Below are 18695 nucleotides of genomic sequence, written 5' to 3'. Positions count from 1 at the left end.
ATAAGGTAATAACATCATTTGATGATAAGGGGTCATGTGTGTCTTTAGAAAAATGTCAAAATAATGAAAATCTATCTATTGATGAGGTATTAGATAAACTTTCATTGCTGTACACAAATGCCATTGATTCTTTAAGAAGTGCCATTGCAGCTTATGTGACTGATGGGCAATTACCTGATGCGGATGCCCGCAAAAAGGGATTATTTGCCTATCCTGAACTATGTGTTGAGTGGCATGGTCAAATTGATCATTGCGTAAAAACGAGGGCATATGCACGTTTTGTTAAGCCCGGACAGTATCGTATTACGGTGACCCAGCCGGATCTATTTCGTCAATATTTAACCGAGCAACTGAGCATTTTACAGCAAGATTATGATGTCACTTTTTCTGTTTACCCCTCACAAACTGAAGTGCCATACCCGTTTGTGATTGATGGTTCTGATTTAGCTTTAGATAGAAGTATGAGTAGCAGTCTAGCGGCTCATTTTCCTATTACAGATCTTGCAGATATTAGTGATGATATTACCGACGGTTTATTTCAATCCGCAGAGGAGATGCCCCTTTCTCACTTTGATGCTTTGCGTGTCGATTTTTCCTTAGCGAGACTGAAACATTATACGGGAACGCCGCCAGAACATGTGCAACCTTATATTTTGTTTACAAATTACAATCGTTATGTCGATGAGTTTGTAAGCTGGGCTTGCGAGCAAGTTAGGGATCCGAATAGTCGTTATGTTGCATTATCCTGTGTAGGGCACAATTATTTAACGGCTGAAAACGCTGACCCACAAATTGCCACGTCTGATCTCACATGGAAAAAATTCCAAATGCCAGCGTATCATCTGATCGCGAAAGAGGGTGTAGGAATAACATTAGTTAATATTGGTGTTGGTCCATCGAATGCAAAAAATATTTGTGATCACTTGGCGGTATTACGGCCACACGCATGGTTAATGATAGGCCATTGCGGCGGCTTACGTGAAAGTCAAAAAATTGGTGACTATGTATTAGCTCATGCCTACTTACGTGATGATCATATTTTAGATGATGTTTTACCCCCTGATATTCCCATCCCAAGTATCGCAGAGGTACAAAGGGCACTGTACGATGCAACGAAACAAGTCAGTAATATGCCAGGTGAATTAGTTAAGCAACGGCTAAGAACAGGTACGGTGGTAACAACGGATGATCGTAACTGGGAATTACGCTTTTTTGCAACGGCCCGCCGTTTCAGCTTAAGCCGTGCTGTTGCTGTAGATATGGAAAGTGCGACTATTGCGGCTCAAGGTTATCGTTTTAGGGTGCCATATGGGACGCTATTATGCGTTTCTGATAAACCATTACATGGTGAAATCAAATTACCAGGGCAAGCAAATAGCTTTTATGAAGGGGCAATTTCAGAACATTTGCAGATTGGTATTCGAGCGATTGATCTTTTGCGACAAGAAGGCGATAAACTGCATTCAAGAAAATTAAGAACCTTTGATGAGCCTCCTTTTAGGTAATAAAAAAGTATAGATACCGAATCAATGACATTTGCAGTGGCAAATGAAAAAATGAGGTATGGGTGAATTAAGCGAGTTATTAACGCCATGGTTGATGAACTAGATATTTCTGAGGTGAGTGAGCTATCGGGCTTACCGCCATCGACGTTGCGCTATTACGAAGAAAAGGGGTTAATTACCCCGATTGGTCGTAAAGGTTTGAAGCGTGTTTATCATGGTAAAGATGTGATGACTCGCTTATCACTTATTGCTTTAGGGAGAGAAGCAAAATTTTCACTTGATGAAATAAGCACCATGTTGAATCAAAGAAATGGACCAACGATTGATCGTGGCTATTTAATAACAAAAGCAGAGGAAATTCAAAAAGTCATTGATGATTTGTCGGCGTTAAAAAAAGGTATTTTGCATATCGTCAATTGCCCTGAAGAAAATCATTTAGCCTGCCCTAAATTTCAAAAAATAATGTCGATAGGCCTACGAAATAGCCGAAAATTCAGCCAATAAGGCATAATCTAGTGGGTATAACCGCGTGATTATCCCACTTTTGATAACAATTTATCCCATTTTCCTTCATAGAAAGCCTTTTAGATCTTAACTACACTTTAGGTATTGCTACACTGATTTAAAGGGTCCTATGTCTACTCACTTCTTAGCATTTGAAAAACCTATCGTCGAACTTAATGAAAGAATCGACGCCTTAGTGGCTTTTAAACAAAATAGCCAACAGCCTGATATTGATTTCGATGAAGAGATCAAGTTGCTGGAGAAAAAATGTTTAACACTGACAAAGAAAATTTTTTCTCAGCTTGGTGCTTGGGAAATAGTTCAACTTGCAAGGCATCCATTGAGGCCCTATACCCTAGATTATATTTCGCTGATTTTTACGGAATTTCAGGAGTTGGCTGGAGATAGGGCATTTGCGGATGATAAGGCGCTTGTTGGTGGTCTAGCACGCCTTGACGGGCAACCTGTTATGGTTATAGGTCAACAGAAAGGGCGTACCACAAAAGAAAAAGTGATGAGAAATTTCGGTATGCCTTCCCCGGAAGGTTACCGTAAGGCATTAAGGTTAATGAAGATGGCTGAGCGTTTTCATTTACCTGTAGTGATATTCATTGATTCTGCGGGGGCATATCCCGGTATTGGTGCAGAAGAGAGAGGGCAAGCTGAAGCGATAGCACGAAATATTATGGAGATGTCTTGCCTAAAAACACCTATCATTTGCGTGATAACAGGGGAAGGTTGCTCTGGTGGTGCACTGGCAATAGGGGTTGGCGACCGTATTAATATGTTGGAGTACAGCACATATGCGGCAATATCTCCGGAAGGTTGTGCTTCAATCCTTTGGAAAGATGCACAAAAAGCGCAAGTTGCTGCGGAAACAATGGGAATGACAGCCAAAAGGCTCAAGGAGCTAGGTATTATTGACACTATTATCCCTGAACCGCTCGGTGGCGCACATCGCGATTATGTATTAGCGAGTGAAAATTTAAAACGGCAGTTGCTTATTGATTTAGAGGCCCTCAAAAAACGGGATGTTGATCTATTATTGGCCGAAAGATATCAGAAAATTATGGCGTTTGGTTACTGTTAAGCATGATATAGTCATTTTTATCTGAAGTCGTTTGGTGATAGAAATGAATATAGAGCAATGGGCGAATGAGTTTGATAATTACCTGCTAAAAAACTGGGTTAATGATGATAATGCCCATGATATTTTTCATCTTAGGCGAGTTTGGCGTACGGCACAAAAAATTATGGAGCCAATAGAACAAGTTAATCCTTTGGTTGTATTGGCTGCCTGTTATTTTCACGATTTTGTCTCATTGCCGAAAAATCACCCCCAAAGACACCAAGCATCTTCTTTAAGTGCTGATAAAGCGGTGAGTGTTTTTCAGTCTCATTTTCCAAGCCTACCTGAACATTACTATGAACCGATTGCTCACTGTATTATCACCCATAGTTTTAGTGCTCAGCTCGAACCAAAAACGATTGAAGCGAAAATTGTTCAAGATGCGGATAGGTTAGAAGCACTTGGCGCAATTGGCTTAGCGCGTGTTTTTGCCGTTAGTGGCCAATTGAATAGGGCATTATTTGATGCAAATGATCCTTTTGCACAAAATAGGCCACTGGATGATACTCAATGGGCTTTAGATCACTTTCAGCAAAAATTACTTAAATTACCGAGTACTATGCAAACTTCAATGGGAAGATTGCTCGCCACTCAAAATGCGAATTATTTAGTACAGTTTATGGCGAAATTAAGTGCTGAATTAAAGGGGAATAGTGTCCAGTTTGATGATCATATCATCGAACAGTTTTGGCTCTAATTAAGGTAGTGGCTTGATGTATTCAATAGGGATAGGCGATAAATGTCGGTTGATCTGAATTTATTAAGAGTTTTTGTTTCTGTGGCGTCTCAGGGCAATTTTGCTCGTGCCGCACAACAACTGTCTATGCCAACATCGAATGTTAGCCGGAGTATTAAGCAATTAGAAACTCAGCTCAATTGTCGGTTAATTGAGAGAACAACGCGGAATATGAGGCTGACAGAGCAAGGTGAAATATTATGGAAGCATAGTCAAAATCTCTATGCAGAGCTTGATGATATATTGAGCCAAATAAGCCATCGTGAGAGATTAACAGGAACATTACGGCTCACTATTCCTAGTGAGACGGGAAGCCTACTATTAGCCGACATAATCACCGATTTTGCTCTGTTGCATCCACAATTAACGCTTCATTGTGATACTCAGCTTATGCCTTTAGATGTGATTAATGATGATATCGATTTATTATTAACGTTCCATCGGGGTGAGTTAGGCGATAGCAGCTATCATTCGAAATTAATAAAAGCTTGGCCGAGCGTTGTTGTGGCGGCTCCTCATCTTATTGAACAAACGGGCAAGCCGAAAAACCTCACGGAGCTAGCTAATATGCCTTGTATTTCAAGTTTAAGTGCAATAGCCGGTCAGCCATGGATATTTATCGATCAACAAAAACGCCCTCAAAAACTCAATATTAATAGTCGATACCGAGTTAATAGCGGTATTTTAGCTAAAGTTGCTGCATTAAAAGGGATTGGCTATGCCATTTTAGCGATGGAATCTTGCCAACCAGATATTGAGCAAGGTTTACTTGAAGTTATTGAGTTTGATGAGCGACCCGCTCCGATTGAATTACGTGCAGTTTATGCGAGTCGACGTTCATTATCACCGAAGATTGATGCTTTTTTGCAATATTTAATCCCATTATTTGCCAATAAGAAGGTGTAATTGCCAGACTCAATCATGCTGAAGTATGGCGTAATTTCAGGGTGAGTCCTTTTAGAAAATAGCGCAGTAATTGGTCACCACATTCACGGTAGTTTTTATGTTCGGGGTGACGAAATAGGGCGTTAATTTCGGGTTTAGATACTCGAAAATCGGCTTTTTGGTAGATTTCTATCATATCGGTATCTTTTAATGCAAAAGCGATACGGAGTTTTTTAAGGATAATATTATTGTTGATATGTGTTTCAACTGTCGGAGCAGGGTGGTTATCGCTTTTACCTCGACGAAAATAGACTAAACCGTTAAGGAAGTGAACCAAGGTTTTATCATTACACTCCCTATATTCGGGGGAATCATCTTTCTTTAGCCAACTTACTATTTCTGCTTTGGTCACCGTTAAACCAGAGAGCTGCATAATTTCCACCATCTGGTTATCACTAAGGTCTAGTATGTAGCGAATACGACGTAAAACATAATTATTAAGCATGGCTATTGATTTTCCATAAATTAAGTTTTCTAAATCAATCACTAATGATAGTTATCAATGTTGAGATTCAAAAATATTGAGGCGTTTTAAGAAAGGCATACTAGAGAGTAATTTTGTTTTTATCAATATAAGAATGCGTAAAATAGACGATTTTAGACTACCTTACGCATATTGTGTCTGACGTTGAATTAGCCGATAAAATAGATGAGACTATAAAAAAAGACTAAGGTTAACCCAACAGTTAATAGCATATTTTTCAGTAACGCCGCGGCAACGACGCAAAATAAAGCTCCCCATAAATAGGGGTTATCAGGGAAATCCCGCAACGCATGATTATCTAACAGGATCACCGGAGCACAAATTGCGGTTAATAAGCAAGGCGCTGAATAACCGAGAGCCTGTTTAATAAACAGTGGCAACCTAACAGGAAGCTGTGGGATCAGAAAAACGTAGCGTAAAGAGAAAACAATAACCGTCAGTGTCAGGATCAATACCCAAATCATTTTTCTTCCTTAAGTAATCGAGAAACCATAACTGAAACACACATCCCCCCAACACCCGCGATGACAATCGCACTACTTATTGAATATAGTGAGAGGGTAACGGCCACAACTAATGAAAATATCACGCCACAAATTGTGCTTATTTTCTTTGTCAGTGGAACAACAATCGCTAATAGTGTCGCAACCACAGAAAAGTCTAAATGTAAGCGGCTTAGGTCAGTAATGAAATTGGCCATCATAATGCCAAGAAGGCTGGTGATTAACCAAACAATATAAAAACTGAATCCAGCACCAAATAAATAAGGAAAACTGAGTGGCTGCCGTTTAGCAGCACTAATAGCAAATAGTTCGTCTGTTAATAAAAAGCCAATGCTTAAACGTTGAGTGGCAGTAAAATCCTTAACATGAGGCCGCATTGTTAGGCCGTATAGCAAATGCTGTGAAGTAATAAAGAAGACAGATATAATAATAGTGATATAACCCGCCCCAGAATTAAGTAAACCTAAAGTAACAAGTTGTGCTGCGCCAGCAAATATCATCGCTGACATAGAAATACTTTGCCAAAATGAAAGTCCGGCTTCAACAGCCATTGAACCTGCTAAAACACCCCATGGGATCACTGCTAAATTCAATGGAGTCATGTGCAGAGCCCCATGAGTAAAAGCACGTTGCCATTGGCTACGTTGTTGTGAATACATTGATTTAATACCTTTTTTGCTTCGTTATTTTTATCATACTGTCGAGTTGAGATGGCTGATAGAATAAAATTGCTCTTGATATGAGTGTATTATCACCAATGCCATGGCATAAAAGTAAATAACTAGCCTTTAATTTACACAATGTGGACAATTTGCACGCAATATCCCCAGCTATCTTTTAAGCAATAATAAAAGCGGTTATTCAGCCGATAACGGAAATAAGGGCTAGCATAAATGAATGCCGCCACTGGTAATATGCCGCGTATATTGGCTAGGTGTGACCCCAATGGATTTCTTAAAATGCCGTGTGAAATGGCTCTGATCAGAAAAACCACACTGGTTTGAAACATCAGCAGGTTTCTCCCCTTGTAATAGCAATTTTTTAGCTTTGTATAATCTTGCTTGGATCAAAAATGTATGGGGGGTTGTGCCTGTATGTAATTTAAACTGACGTAGAAAATGCCACTGACTTACCCCAGCAATTGCTGCTAACTCACTTAGGGAATGATCCTGCTCTGCGGTGCTCATGATTAGGTCACAAATATCCTGCATACGTTGTTTTGCAGGGGGAATATCATTGGGTTGTACTCGGCTTTTGTTGTATTTCAAAATAAGCCAGCTCATTGATGAGAGTAATAAGGTCTCTTTGAATAAGGTGTTATTGGGTTGTAATAATAAATTAAATAGTAAATTTAACTGAGCTGCTAAACCGGGATCTTGGATCACTGCGTTAGGGAACCAAGGGATCACTCCGTAGTTATCCGTTTTTAAATCTAAGGTTAAGCGTTGAAACATTTCAGGGGTAGGATAAATAGCTTTATAGGCCCAGCCGCCAGCTACAGCAGAAGAGCCTGTATGGATTTCATCCGCATTCACCACAATAATGTCGCCTTTAGGTGCATAATGGTTTTCACCAGTACGAAAAAATTGCTGAGCACCATCTTCAATCACACCAATACAAAAGCCTTCATGGCTATGGCGGGAAAATTTTTGTTGATGGTACTGGGCTTCTATCATTTCTAAGCCACCCAGTTCTCGCAAATGAAAATAATTGGCACTTTCCATCCCAATACCTACTCTTTACCCATGATAAAAACGGAATATAAACACACAGTTATATTGCATTAAACGTATGCTATTTATACCCTTAATCTTAATTATTTTCACTATCACTACCCAATGACCTATTTTGGGTTATTATTTCAATAATTCTTAATATTACGGAATAAAAACCCAAGACAAATGTTAGTGTCAATACGATTCTATTTTTAGTTTATTTTGTGAATTATTGGTTCATGAAATTCAATATTTTTAGATTATTCAACCTAGTTTTTGGTCTATGCATGGCATATTTGCCCATATTTTTATTTGCGCGTAGTGATATCTTTTATAGTAAGATAACCCCGTGTATCATAGTCAATATTAACTGAATATGTTTATTTTTTGTTATAACTTTTATTAAGTTAGCGGGTTCCTTATGCTTGAAAATCTTGGTATCACAAATTTATGGACGTATTTAATCGGTGTAATTTTTATTACATTGGTGCCAGGCCCAAATTCTTTGTTTGTGTTAACGAGTAGTGCAAAGTATGGCATTAAAAATGGTTATAAAGCCGCGCTAGGCGTATTTACGGGTGACGCGATACTGATTTTTTTATCGTTTTTAGGGGTTGCTTCACTGGTTAAAACATCACCTATCTTTTTTAGTGTAATTAAGTATGTTGGCGCTACCTATTTAGTTTATTTAGGAATAAAAACGCTGTATAGCGTCTTTCATAAAAAAGAGCCGGTTGGGGATGTGGATGCAATAGTATTAGCAGCGAAAGGAACATACCAAAAAGCGGTGTTTTTAAGTTTGCTTAATCCTAAAATGATCATTTTTTATGTGTCATTTTTTATTCAGTTTATTGATCCTGCTTATCCTAATGCAGGCATACCGTTTTTTATTTTAGGCAGCATTCTTGAAGCATGCAGTATGATTTATCTATCAATGCTGATTTTTGGTGCTGTTGCTGTTACTAACATGGTAAAACATAACAAAAAACTGTCTAAATTATCTAATAGCTGCATTGGTGCTATCTTCTTAATGTTTGGGGCTAAATTAGCGTTAGCCGCCTAGTTTTTAGGGGTATATGATGATGCCGGCCATGAGCCGGCTTTTTTATCACTGTAATCTCGAAACAATTCTCAAGTCTCTAATACAACCCGTCGTCCAAAATTGTGCTCTGAATTTCAGTATCATGTGATTTGGAGTGGAATTATTGCGGTACAAATGTGTTCAGAAATAGTCTGGCTAATGGAACGGTGAAAGAGCACGTTTGGCTTCCAACATAGATAAACGACATAATAAAATTAAAATTATTCTGTGAGAAAAGGATGTATACCTGATGAAGCATTTAGTCAAAATTGCCAGCCGTTATGCAAAGCCATCTATTATCAATGATTATATTGAATGTGGTTATGTTGCTGCCGCGCTAGAAGCGGAAGATGGTGAAATTTATACAGGTATTAGCATTGATACGGCGTGCTCTCTGGGTTTTTGTGCAGAGCATGGCGCTGTTGCTGAATTACTCAAAGCAGGAAAGTCGGTCATTAAGTCGATGGTTGCCGTTGATTCCGCTGGAAATGTTGTACCGCCTTGTGGGCGTTGTCGAGAATTAGTTAGTCAATTATCCAATAAAAATAAGCAGACGCTCGTTGGGGTCGATAATGAAACTCAAGTCACCTTAGAGCAATTGATGCCTTATGATTGGAAAGCCACACAAAATAGAGAACAATAGAATGATGACGCAAGAGGATAAACATTTCACGGCAACGGCATTGTTGCGTAATCAAAAAGGGGAGTTTTTATTACATAAGCATCGCAAATTAGGGTGTTGGCTCCCACCGGGAGGGCATTTAGAAGATAATGAAGAGCCTCAAGATGCGGTAATGCGTGAAGTACGGGAAGAAACAGGGTTAGATTGCCGCGTGATTGATTGCGCCTATCCAACAGCAACCAAGGTAACGGGTTGTGAAAAAGTCACTGCTTTGCCCATGCCTTTAGCCATCTTAAAAGAGTTTATAACTGATAAAGAAAAAGGGGATCATTGGCATATTGATATGGTGTATTTATGTGAGCTTGTATCGCCAGATAAAACGCCTGATCCTGCATTTTGTTGGGTGCCTTTTGAAGAGCTAGCCAATCTCAATATCCCACATGATCTACTGCAATTGGCAAGCATGGTAAATGAAACTAACTTGTTGAAATAAAATTTATTTTATATTTAAAAACAACAATGAAACACCGAGCACCATTAATAACAGACCAATTATTTTATCCACCACGAATTGGTAATTGAGAACTTGGTTGCGTATGACGGGCGCTGCGAAGAATAACGCGATCAAACTGAACCATAGCCAATGAACAAAAGAGATAAAAAACCCATAACTCAAATTAAGCATTAATGAGTGAGAATTTTGGAGCACTTGCGTATATACAGAAACGACAAATAGCATGGTTTTGGGATTTAATGCATTAGTTAAAAAGCCCATTTTAAAGGCAGCAAATCTTGTAGGTTTAGGTGTTTCACCGGTTTCTGTATTGATTTTTTGTTTATTGGTAAATGAGCTAAATCCAATATAAATTAAATATCCCACACCAAATAATTTCACAATAGTAAAAAGCGTCGGTGAGTTCATGATAAGCAGTGTTACACCGAATACAGTATAAAAAACATGAACCTGCACCCCAAAGGCTATACCTAATGCTGCAAGCAACCCAATTTTTGTGCCATAAGCATAACTACTACGTGTCACCATGGCAAAGTCGGGACCTGGACTAATTACCGCTAAAATAGTCATGGCTGCCATAGCAATAAGTTCATTCATGTTAACTGTCCTTAATAGGTAATAAAAACTGATATTAAAAATTGCTGATATAAATCATCTTGTTTATTAATTAACTGTATTATCAATAGATTGTATTTAGTTAAAAAGCGATTTATGCTGACGTAAATCTGTCAGTTTTTGTTACCTATATGATGAAATTACCACCATTATCCTCATTACGTTTCTTTGATGCCGCCGCGCGTCATGGCAGCTTTGTTAAAGCGGCGGATGAACTCCATGTCACGCATAGTGCTATCAGTCGCCAAATACGTTTGCTTGAAGAACAGATTGGTATTGCATTATTTGAGCGGCGTAACCGAGCGGTTTTTTTAACGTTGGCAGGCAAAAAGCTATATCAAACAACGAGTGAAATCTTTGCTCAATTGGATAAGACATTAGCAGAGCTTGGCAGTGTCGTTGATAGTAATGTGGTGAGTATTTCTTGTGAACCCACTATCGCTATGAAATGGCTTATTCCTCGATTAACGCAATTTTATCAGCAATTTCCTCATATTACGGTGCATTTGATTGCGGCAGGAGGGCCTATTGATTTCACTAAAGCAGGTGTTGATCTTGCTTTTAGGCGTAATGATTTTAAGTGGAATAGCCATATTTATGCTGAAGAAGTGTGTCGTGAAAGGATGGGGTTAGTGCAGCGGCCCGATTTACATTGGCACGATGGCTCCAGCGACATTGCGTTACTGTATCCAGCTTCTCGTCCCTCTGTTTGGGAGCAATGGCAACAGCAGATGGGCAATAGTCAGCAAGGTAATCGACAGGTTTCATATGAACATTTTTACCTTTGCATTCAGGCGGCCATTTCTGGTCAAGGGGTTGCGATTGCTTCATTTTTAATGGTTGAAGATGAGTTGCAATCAGGTCAATTAACCGCGCCTTATGGTTTTATCGAAGATGGTTCAGCTTATTATTTGTTGGCGCCCAAGCCACCTGTTGTCGGAAGTGCTTTGCACCTATTTATTGAGTGGCTAAAAGATTGCCTTCAAGAAAGCTATACACTAACCCAAAAGGAGTAGCACAGATTTTACTTTACGCTCGAATTGTTTATTCTTTCAGCAAAACCATGTAATAAATAAAGATTTTGTCACATAACTATTTTATAGCGTGTTATATTTCCAGACTTGGGTTTGTCGGTTTATTAAGTGGAGTGAGTAATGAGTAAATTACGGGTAGGTGTCATTTTTGGTGGTAAATCAACAGAGCATGAAGTGTCATTGCAGTCAGCGAAGAACATCATTAATGGTCTTGATCGCGATAGATTTGATGTATGCTTAATCGGCATTAACAAACAGGGGCATTGGCATGAATATGATGAAGCTGATTTTTTAATCCATGCAAATGATCCCGCTCGTATTGCACTAAGTACGCCAAAACGCAGTATCGCTATTATCCCTGGTAAAACAACCCAGCAATTTATTTCCCTTGAAGATGCTCAGCCACTCCCTCAAATTGATGTTATTTTCCCCATTGTGCACGGTAATTTGGGTGAAGACGGCTCTTTGCAAGGGTTATTGCGTATGGCTAATTTACCTTTTGTTGGCCCAGGTGTTTTAGGCTCTTCAGCCTGTATGGATAAAGATATCACTAAGCGATTACTACGCGATGCGGGGCTACATGTTGCACCTTTTATTACGCTGACAGCGTCGGATCGCACTGAAGCCAACTATGAAGCGGTTGTTAAACAATTAGGCCTCCCATTATTTATTAAACCGGCTAACCAAGGCTCTTCTGTTGGGATCAGTAAAGTGACTAATGAGTCTGAGTTTAAGGCAGCATTGGATTTCGCTTTCTTGTTCGATATGAAAGTCTTGATCGAAAGTGCAGTGAAAGGCCGTGAGATAGAATGTGCGGTATTAGGGAACGAACAGCCATTGGCAAGTCCATGTGGCGAAATTGTTCTACATGATAGTTTCTACGCTTATCACACCAAATATATCGATGAAAATGGTGCGTCTGTGGTAGCACCAGCGGATTTAGATGTTGAAGTGAGTGATAAAATACGGGAAATTGCATTACAGGCTTATCGTGCACTCAATTGCAGTGGTATGTCTCGCGTTGATGTTTTCTTGACCGAAGATAATCACGTTATTATCAATGAAATTAATACACTACCAGGGTTTACGAATATCAGTATGTACCCTAAATTGTGGCAACAGGGCGGAATGACATATCAAGCGTTGATCAGCCGCCTTATTGAACTAGGCATTGAAAAATATCAACAAACCATTGCTTTAAAAACAGCGTGTGATGTTAATTAATTGACTAATATCGCGGTATTTTATTAGCGTGCGATGTCACGCTAATAAAACATCGGTTAGTTTATGCCTTAATCTCGGTGATGCTGCGCAACATTTTTTTGCAGGTGCGTTAAGAATAACTGGGTTTCTTTTGGCGTCGTTAATCGAATAAAACGTATATGTTGATACTGTTTATCCGCCATACTGGCTATCCTAGGCCATTTACTTTTGTGATAGGTCGTTATCATCCATATTAGGATGGAATCACGACTAAAAAAGACATTTTTCCACGACTCATAATTCCCTGTATCCGGCCAAAGCTCTTGTTTGCTTCTGATCCGTGAGAACACTCGACGCACCGATTGATAAAGCGTCCGTAAGAATGAGTAATCAAGCCAAATCACCAGCTCAACCTCTTTCCATTTAATGGGTTGTGTCCGGGTATAGTTACCATCAAGTACCCAGCCGTTTGGTGCATTTTGCAGGGCTTGCGATAATTTCTTATACAATTGCTCATCGGTTGCGGGTTGCCAATTTTTTTGCCAATGAAGAGCATCCATTTCTATATATGGAACAGCGTAAAGTGACGCTAATTGCCGGGCAAAGGTGCTTTTACCACTGCCACTACAGCCAATAACATTAATTTTCATGAGTTAAATCATTTTATGGTAGATATGCCGTTCAGGTTTACTGAAGGGTAAAGTTGCACAAAAGCGTTCTGGAAAACGAAGCTTATCAGTGAATTATTCTATTTGATCAAACAAAAAATGCTCAATGTCTTGATGTCACTATTCAGGCAAAACATAAGCAGTACCAACTTATGGTTCAAGAAAAGCGGCATTGGTTTTAACGTAAGAGACTCACAAGGTGCATGGTGATAACGACACCCACACCTTGTTTATTGCGATAAGAGATCAAACTATGCGTGATGTTACTAGTACTTTTGCTGCCGTAGGGGCTAATTGCCAGCCTAATAAATTACTTGCACCAGACATAGTTAATATAACGGAATAAAGGTTCAAATCCGAACTTTTTGTATAGGTCGAAACCGGCTTCTGAGGCATCAAGGAAGCAGTGTTCAACACCTTGTTGATGACAAAATGCTAACGCATAAGCGATTAATTGTGTCGCGTAGCCTTTCCCTTGGTGTGTTGGCTCCGTACCAATATCATCAAAACGTGCAAGGCTACCTTCAATAGTGACGGTCATCGATGTTGCTGGCTCTCCAGCGACTAAGAGGACAAGATGAAATTGTGGCGCACCTTGCAATAAAGCATCTTCATGATAGCGGACATATTCATTGACAACCTTATCGTGTTCATCCGAAATATAAAACGCAGAGACTAAAGGCTTAGCCCACAATGAAAGGTCATGGTTCGCAAACACAATATCCACTTGATTTTCAGGCAGTTCTACAGGGAGTTGTTTATCAAGTGATAATGCCATTGCTGTTGTGACGCTGTCACGTTTGTAGCCTAAGGCGAGTGCCTCATTGACAATATCTTGTTGCATTTCTTCAGGAACAACCAGTGTATGATTTTTCTTTTGTGCAACAAAAAGGTGATGAGCCTGCTTAAATGCTTGAATCGATGATTCAGGTTGAAGATAAATAAAGTTAAATACAGGCGAGTTTAGAGGGGTAAGGTAACATATAGTATGTTGTTCGATCTGGATACTGTGCTCACAAATCGATGTCCAAAATGTTTTTTCGATGGACTGATAATGCCTTAAGTAGTAGAGCGGAATATTCATGTTTCAGTTACCTGACGCAAAGCGTGTTAATCGATAGGGGCTAAGTGCTGTCTGCTCTATGCCATGTATTATTTCATCTTGTGCCAAATGGCAAATTAATGGTGCAAGTGTGATAGCAGCGTGCATACTAATAATATATAAACCACTGAAATCAGCAACTTTACCGACAATTGGCATCTCATCCTGTGGCATAGGTCGCATTCCTATGAAAGCATTTTCTAAGCGTAATCTATTTGTACCTATAAATGAATTTTGAATAACGGATAGCGCATTTTGTGCGATATTCACTGCACTATGCTCGGGGCGCTCATCGATGTAATCCTCGGTACAACATAATTAGATTGAAATCATCGGATAGAATGATTTTGTATAAGCACCTTAATAGAGATTAAGGTGCATGTTTAATTATTGGGTTAGTCAGGGCGTTTTAAGGTGAAAATCTTATTTAATTGTCAGCTTTAGACTCTCACCAATTTAGAGACAAACGCAATAATGACTAATAATGCGGCGATCGTGAGTAGAGCGGTCGCTAATGTAAACTGAAAGGCAACAAAACCAATGGCGGCGGGGCCTGCTAAAATACCAAGATAACCCAGTGTGGATACAGCAGGAACAGCTAACGCTTCAGGCATCGTATTTTGCTTACCTATCGATGAAAACATCACAGGTACAATATTAGAACAGCCAGCACCAACCAGCGCATAACCTATAATTGCGATGGATAAGTAAGGTGATAATACCGCGATCATAAAGCCTATACAGGCTAAAAGAGCGCCCCAGAACACCACCCGCGCAGAGCCGACACGCATTACTATTTTATCTCCAGTTAAACGGCCAATTGTCATTGTTGTGGCGAAGGCTGCAAAGCCCAATCCACCAAGGGATTCTTCTAGACCGTGGTGCTCGATTAAAAATACGGCACTCCAATCTAGTACCGTACCTTCCGCGAGGAAAATAGCAAAGCAAATAATACCAATGACCAGAACAATACCTTTGGGTATCGCGATAAGAGGGCCGGTTGGTGCATTGGCATAACTTAAAAAACCTTTGAAGCTGATAGACAGCAACAGTAACGAAACCAATGAAATAATAATTGCAGCAGCAATTGGTGGTGTACCCATTAATAAAATGGCACTCATAGCACCAGCCCCTACAATTCCACCTACACTATAGTAACCATGAAAACCCGATATGATGGGCTTCTCAGAAGCTTTGTCTACAATCACTGCTTGTATGTTCATGGCACAATCTGTTAGCCCAATACCGACACCAAAAAGCAATAAGCCAACAATCAATATACCGATATGTGATATTGCAGGGAGTAAAGGGAGTAGCAAGCAAAAGGCGATGGTCGAGGCCACCATTAGTTTACGACAGCCAAATTTTGCAGCAATAGCCCCGGTTAAAGGCATCGCGACCAGCGCACCGACACCAAAGCAGAGAAGTAATAATCCAAGTGTGGCGTCATTTGCGCCCGTATTGGCTTTGACAAAAGGGACAATTGCTGCCCATGAAGCGGTCGCAAAACCTGCAATAAAAAAGATAATCCGTGTTGCCACTTGCTCTTTTTTGGCTGGTGGCGTAGTCGGTGTTGTTTCTAATAATTCAGGAGATAGAGTCATTTTATCAATATATTTAGTTTAGTTATTAAATTATCTATGATGAAGAGTATCTAAAAGTGGATCATCTAATATCGGGTGGCGTATTTCCCTTTTCTGTCCATTTCTTCTTATCAGTGCGATGGCCCATTTGTCAGTCTATATAATAATAAAGGTTAAAGGATCAATATGATAGGGTTCTCATGCGAAACCAAAAAAATATTATCTATACTTAGCTATATTGATTTTGAAAAATAGCACGGTATCTCGAATGAGATAGAGATAATCAGTATGGCATTGTGGTTATATGTATTAAATTTATGACTTAGGGAAGTATATTAGGTATTAATAGCGCCTAGTTAAACAAGATTAATCAATTAATGTGTTCGATTACTGTTAGATACAATACAAGTTGATCATTCAGCGTTAAGGCGTGTTTTTAGAAAAAATAGGTCACGACCACTTGCAGCCGTGCCACGAAAATTGTTTCACAATAGAATATCAGAATGCAAAAGTCCCAAGTGCTGACAACAGAATTTAGTCAACAAAATAAAATAATAATATATGATAACGAGTATGCAATATTCAGCATACCTTTATACATTAGCGTTTTCTCAGCATAATGAAATATTAAATTTCATTATGCTTTTACCTAATTTTATTTAGTTGAACTTTATTCAGAAGACAGCATTTTTAGTCCATGTTTAGCGCACTCTGATGTCTATAATCATGTCGTTATATTTTATGATTATAAATACGGTAAAAAATGAAAATAGGCTCTGTTATTTTATTATTAGTGGCTTTTACACTCACGGCTCATGCAGAAAAGGGTCCTGAGTTACAAAAAATTCAGGATAAACAAGGGAAAGAGATACATTACTACATAATAAAGCAAAGCGATAAAACAGCAAAAAACGTATTAGTGTTGATCCAAGGCTCTGATTGCAAAAGTGTTATTAATAACACTAAGATGATAAAAAATTTTGGCGCGGCATTTCCTAATAATGATATTTTACTGGTTGAAAAAACGGGATTAGATAGCCAAGTTGGAAAAAATGAGGATGGAGCATTAGTCGAAAATTGTCCTGTTGATTATATGAAAAATGATTCTCCATTAGAAAGAGCAGAGAATTATTTATTTTTAATTGGGCATTTAAAAAACCATTATCAACATATTATTTTGCTTGGAGGAAGTGAAGGGGCGGTAGTGACAAATTTAATTGTTTCTAACACGGATATGATCCAAGCCTCCATCTCATTGAATGGTGGCGGTCAGTTTTTTATTAACGATGTTATTTATAATATTGAAAAAACATTGCCTAATGAAGAAGTCGCGCAATCTATTGAAGGTTTTAAACAATTCGCTAAATCTGTAATACAAAATAAATTAGATGATAACCAATTTCCGAGTGAACATGGGGAAAAGTGGTGGCGTGAAATGCTAACAGTGAATAACCAAAAACTGCTTCAATCGATAAAAACACCTCACTTAGTGATTCAAACAATGGATGATATCAATGTAGATCCCCATAGTGTTGTGCGAATGATGGGGAAAATTAATAATCCACAGGTATCGTTTAAAACATATCAGGGGTTAGATCACTTTTTCCTCGATCAAGAAGGAAAGTCACAAACAGAATTGATTGTGAAAGATATTAACGAGTGGTATCAAACCATAAACTAACTACTGTTTTAACGCCTCCTCCAAAAAACCTTCCGGGGAGGAGGTTCATTATCAATACGCTAATCAAGATAGTCTGTTAGGCGTTTGCAAAATAAACACCGCCAATCTAATACAGTTTTCACTATTTTTATTTTTTAGTGGCATTGAAACCATGGCAGTTGCTCTTTTTACAGATAAAAAACATAGAAACCTTGTTTTAAATAATGATTAAAAATGGTTGATGTAGGAATGAGTAGCCATCAATCCACTATTCAACAATAAAGCTGTGGTAACGAAAAAGGGGGGTAAACCCTAATTTTTTGTAGATAGATAACCCATCGCTTGATGCCTCAAGAAAACAACGTTCGACCCCATTTTGCGTGCAGGTTTTTAAAGCATGTTTAATCAATAAGGTTGCCAACCCTTGACGCTGATATTGTGTATCTGTACCGATATCGTCTAGGCGAGCCATGCTACCGTTTAAGGTTAGAGTTAACGCACTGACAGGGGTATTGCCATGAAATAATACATAGTGTAGAAGTTGCCCCTTTCGCTGTAAGGCTCTTTGGTGATAACGGATATATTCGTTGATGACTGTTGGATCATCCTCACTGTCAGGGGCTGCAAACGCGGTAATTAATGGCTGTGCCCATTCAGTCAGCTGTTCATTACTTAAGGCAATCCTATAGCCTTCAGGTAGTAAACAGTCAGTATGATCCACCATCTTTGATGAGGTTAGTACCATTGCCGTTGTTTCCCCATCACTTTCATACTGGTTCTTAGTCATAATTGGCGCGAGCTGTGGCAACACTTTTTCATGTACGACAAGGACATAAGGTTTTTTTTGTTCAAAAAACAGTGCACTGCCTGCTTTAAAATCAGCGATTGATGCGCCGGAGTGTAAGTAGATAAAACTAAAGGCGGGAATAGGAAGTTCAGAGAAATATGCGATAGCTGTATCACTGATGCTTACGGTATTTTTGCAAATTCCTGACCAGAAATGACGCTCTTGTTGATAAAAACACAGCTCATTATTTTTCATTCAATTATCTCATTTATCAGTCTTATTATCCTAAAAGCCAGTCTACAAGA

Annotated in this window: 21 protein-coding genes; 11 read left to right on the top strand and 10 right to left on the bottom strand. The window is 39.0% G+C overall.

Going from position 1 to position 18695, the window contains the following annotated elements:
• Window positions 1-38 precede the first annotated feature (38 nt).
• From M1E93_RS10340 to M1E93_RS10320, 5 genes are all read left to right on the top strand, one after another.
• Entirely contained in the window at window positions 39-1505 is a 1467-nt protein-coding gene (locus M1E93_RS10340) for an AMP nucleosidase (RefSeq protein WP_004919716.1), read from the top strand.
• Between the two features lie 87 nt (window positions 1506-1592).
• A complete protein-coding gene (locus M1E93_RS10335) occupies window positions 1593-2009 on the top strand; it encodes a helix-turn-helix domain-containing protein (protein ID WP_004919718.1) in 417 nt (138 codons plus the stop codon).
• A gap of 130 nt (window positions 2010-2139) precedes the next feature.
• Window positions 2140-3099, top strand: a complete 960-nt coding sequence (gene accA / locus M1E93_RS10330) for an acetyl-CoA carboxylase carboxyl transferase subunit alpha (protein WP_036940204.1) — start codon at window positions 2140-2142, stop codon at window positions 3097-3099.
• A gap of 43 nt (window positions 3100-3142) precedes the next feature.
• A complete protein-coding gene (locus tag M1E93_RS10325) occupies window positions 3143-3835 on the top strand; it encodes a phosphohydrolase (protein WP_036940207.1) in 693 nt (230 codons plus the stop codon).
• 42 nt (window positions 3836-3877) lie between these two features.
• The gene (locus M1E93_RS10320; protein ID WP_104873477.1) at window positions 3878-4780 is read left to right on the top strand and encodes a LysR family transcriptional regulator; all 903 of its coding nucleotides are present in this window, start codon (window positions 3878-3880) and stop codon (window positions 4778-4780) included.
• 13 nt (window positions 4781-4793) lie between these two features.
• On the opposite strand, the gene M1E93_RS10315 is transcribed toward M1E93_RS10320, so the two are convergent.
• The 4 genes from M1E93_RS10315 to M1E93_RS10300 all read right to left on the bottom strand — a co-directional run bounded on the left by M1E93_RS10315 (window position 4794) and on the right by M1E93_RS10300 (window position 7530).
• On the bottom strand, window positions 4794-5264 hold the full coding sequence (locus M1E93_RS10315; RefSeq protein ID WP_014658339.1) for a DUF1456 family protein: 471 nt from the start codon (window positions 5262-5264) through the stop codon (window positions 4794-4796).
• Between the two features lie 188 nt (window positions 5265-5452).
• Window positions 5453-5767: an AzlD domain-containing protein gene (locus M1E93_RS10310; protein ID WP_004919731.1), complete on the bottom strand. Its 315-nt coding sequence runs from the start codon at window positions 5765-5767 to the stop codon at window positions 5453-5455.
• Entirely contained in the window at window positions 5764-6465 is a 702-nt protein-coding gene (locus M1E93_RS10305; protein ID WP_004919733.1) for an AzlC family ABC transporter permease, read from the bottom strand. Before M1E93_RS10305 ends, M1E93_RS10310 begins: the two co-directional genes overlap by 4 nt.
• Window positions 6466-6690: 225 nt before the next feature.
• Window positions 6691-7530, bottom strand: coding sequence for an AraC family transcriptional regulator (locus tag M1E93_RS10300; RefSeq protein WP_004919737.1), 840 nt, complete (start codon window positions 7528-7530; stop codon window positions 6691-6693).
• Between the two features lie 412 nt (window positions 7531-7942).
• On the opposite strand from M1E93_RS10300, the gene leuE reads away from it, so the two are divergent.
• The 3 genes from leuE (at window position 7943) to M1E93_RS10285 (ending at window position 9717) form a co-directional block, all read left to right on the top strand.
• Window positions 7943-8584, top strand: coding sequence for a leucine efflux protein LeuE (leuE, locus tag M1E93_RS10295; RefSeq protein ID WP_036940216.1), 642 nt, complete (start codon window positions 7943-7945; stop codon window positions 8582-8584).
• 268 nt (window positions 8585-8852) lie between these two features.
• Window positions 8853-9245, top strand: coding sequence for a cytidine deaminase family protein (locus M1E93_RS10290; protein WP_014658342.1), 393 nt, complete (start codon window positions 8853-8855; stop codon window positions 9243-9245).
• Between the two features lies 1 nt (window position 9246).
• Window positions 9247-9717, top strand: a complete 471-nt coding sequence (locus tag M1E93_RS10285; RefSeq protein ID WP_014658343.1) for an NUDIX hydrolase — start codon at window positions 9247-9249, stop codon at window positions 9715-9717.
• 3 nt (window positions 9718-9720) lie between these two features.
• Here M1E93_RS10285 and M1E93_RS10280 read toward each other — a convergent pair whose 3' ends face one another.
• Entirely contained in the window at window positions 9721-10335 is a 615-nt protein-coding gene (locus M1E93_RS10280) for a LysE family translocator (RefSeq protein WP_061064046.1), read from the bottom strand.
• Between the two features lie 149 nt (window positions 10336-10484).
• Between M1E93_RS10280 and M1E93_RS10275 the strand changes: the two genes are divergently transcribed.
• A complete protein-coding gene (locus tag M1E93_RS10275) occupies window positions 10485-11369 on the top strand; it encodes a LysR substrate-binding domain-containing protein (protein ID WP_014658345.1) in 885 nt (294 codons plus the stop codon).
• A 138-nt stretch (window positions 11370-11507) separates the two neighbouring features.
• Window positions 11508-12611: a D-alanine--D-alanine ligase gene (gene ddlA / locus M1E93_RS10270; protein ID WP_004919748.1), complete on the top strand. Its 1104-nt coding sequence runs from the start codon at window positions 11508-11510 to the stop codon at window positions 12609-12611.
• Between the two features lie 68 nt (window positions 12612-12679).
• Here the strand turns inward: ddlA and M1E93_RS10265 are convergent, their stop codons facing one another.
• The 4 genes from M1E93_RS10265 to M1E93_RS10250 all read right to left on the bottom strand — a co-directional run bounded on the left by M1E93_RS10265 (window position 12680) and on the right by M1E93_RS10250 (window position 15964).
• Window positions 12680-13240 carry an adenylate kinase gene (locus M1E93_RS10265; protein WP_053110207.1) on the bottom strand — a complete coding sequence of 187 codons (561 nt, stop codon included), beginning with the start codon at window positions 13238-13240 and terminating at the stop codon, window positions 12680-12682.
• Between the two features lie 328 nt (window positions 13241-13568).
• Window positions 13569-14342: a GNAT family N-acetyltransferase gene (locus M1E93_RS10260; RefSeq protein WP_060561007.1), complete on the bottom strand. Its 774-nt coding sequence runs from the start codon at window positions 14340-14342 to the stop codon at window positions 13569-13571.
• A 3-nt stretch (window positions 14343-14345) separates the two neighbouring features.
• On the bottom strand, window positions 14346-14534 hold the full coding sequence (locus M1E93_RS10255) for an FAD-binding oxidoreductase (protein WP_014658347.1): 189 nt from the start codon (window positions 14532-14534) through the stop codon (window positions 14346-14348).
• Window positions 14535-14800: 266 nt separating this feature from the next.
• Window positions 14801-15964: an MFS transporter gene (locus tag M1E93_RS10250; protein ID WP_104873478.1), complete on the bottom strand. Its 1164-nt coding sequence runs from the start codon at window positions 15962-15964 to the stop codon at window positions 14801-14803.
• Between the two features lie 742 nt (window positions 15965-16706).
• On the opposite strand from M1E93_RS10250, the gene M1E93_RS10245 reads away from it, so the two are divergent.
• Window positions 16707-17624, top strand: coding sequence for an acyl-CoA thioester hydrolase/BAAT C-terminal domain-containing protein (locus M1E93_RS10245; protein WP_014658348.1), 918 nt, complete (start codon window positions 16707-16709; stop codon window positions 17622-17624).
• Between the two features lie 247 nt (window positions 17625-17871).
• Here the strand turns inward: M1E93_RS10245 and M1E93_RS10240 are convergent, their stop codons facing one another.
• Complete coding sequence (locus M1E93_RS10240; protein WP_104873479.1) at window positions 17872-18645, bottom strand: GNAT family N-acetyltransferase; 774 nt, start codon at window positions 18643-18645, stop codon at window positions 17872-17874.
• Between the last annotated feature and the right edge of the window lie 50 nt (window positions 18646-18695).

This window comes from Providencia sp. PROV272, from assembly GCF_049901975.1.
Classification (GTDB): Bacteria; Pseudomonadota; Gammaproteobacteria; order Enterobacterales; family Enterobacteriaceae; genus Providencia; species Providencia stuartii.
This window is presented reverse-complemented; position numbering and strand designations above follow the sequence as displayed.

Bases quoted from the DNA above. Each gene is read 5' to 3' on its own strand.
- M1E93_RS10300 (WP_004919737.1), bottom strand. From the start codon at position 7,530: ATGGAAAGTGCCAATTATTTTCATTTGCGAGAACTGGGTGGCTTAGAA.
- M1E93_RS10290 (WP_014658342.1), top strand. From the start codon at position 8,853: ATGAAGCATTTAGTCAAAATTGCCAGCCGTTATGCAAAGCCATCTATT.
- M1E93_RS10275 (WP_014658345.1), top strand. From the start codon at position 10,485: ATGATGAAATTACCACCATTATCCTCATTACGTTTCTTTGATGCCGCC.
- accA (WP_036940204.1), top strand. From the start codon at position 2,140: ATGTCTACTCACTTCTTAGCATTTGAAAAACCTATCGTCGAACTTAAT.
- M1E93_RS10325 (WP_036940207.1), top strand. From the start codon at position 3,143: ATGAATATAGAGCAATGGGCGAATGAGTTTGATAATTACCTGCTAAAA.
- leuE (WP_036940216.1), top strand. From the start codon at position 7,943: ATGCTTGAAAATCTTGGTATCACAAATTTATGGACGTATTTAATCGGT.
- M1E93_RS10335 (WP_004919718.1), top strand. From the start codon at position 1,593: ATGGTTGATGAACTAGATATTTCTGAGGTGAGTGAGCTATCGGGCTTA.
- M1E93_RS10265 (WP_053110207.1), bottom strand. From the start codon at position 13,240: ATGAAAATTAATGTTATTGGCTGTAGTGGCAGTGGTAAAAGCACCTTT.
- M1E93_RS10245 (WP_014658348.1), top strand. From the start codon at position 16,707: ATGAAAATAGGCTCTGTTATTTTATTATTAGTGGCTTTTACACTCACG.
- M1E93_RS10250 (WP_104873478.1), bottom strand. From the start codon at position 15,964: ATGACTCTATCTCCTGAATTATTAGAAACAACACCGACTACGCCACCA.
- M1E93_RS10240 (WP_104873479.1), bottom strand. From the start codon at position 18,645: ATGAAAAATAATGAGCTGTGTTTTTATCAACAAGAGCGTCATTTCTGG.
- M1E93_RS10280 (WP_061064046.1), bottom strand. From the start codon at position 10,335: ATGAATGAACTTATTGCTATGGCAGCCATGACTATTTTAGCGGTAATT.
- M1E93_RS10285 (WP_014658343.1), top strand. From the start codon at position 9,247: ATGATGACGCAAGAGGATAAACATTTCACGGCAACGGCATTGTTGCGT.
- M1E93_RS10320 (WP_104873477.1), top strand. From the start codon at position 3,878: ATGTCGGTTGATCTGAATTTATTAAGAGTTTTTGTTTCTGTGGCGTCT.
- M1E93_RS10255 (WP_014658347.1), bottom strand. From the start codon at position 14,534: ATGCCACAGGATGAGATGCCAATTGTCGGTAAAGTTGCTGATTTCAGT.
- M1E93_RS10315 (WP_014658339.1), bottom strand. From the start codon at position 5,264: ATGCTTAATAATTATGTTTTACGTCGTATTCGCTACATACTAGACCTT.
- M1E93_RS10310 (WP_004919731.1), bottom strand. From the start codon at position 5,767: ATGATTTGGGTATTGATCCTGACACTGACGGTTATTGTTTTCTCTTTA.
- M1E93_RS10305 (WP_004919733.1), bottom strand. From the start codon at position 6,465: ATGTATTCACAACAACGTAGCCAATGGCAACGTGCTTTTACTCATGGG.
- ddlA (WP_004919748.1), top strand. From the start codon at position 11,508: ATGAGTAAATTACGGGTAGGTGTCATTTTTGGTGGTAAATCAACAGAG.
- M1E93_RS10260 (WP_060561007.1), bottom strand. From the start codon at position 14,342: ATGAATATTCCGCTCTACTACTTAAGGCATTATCAGTCCATCGAAAAA.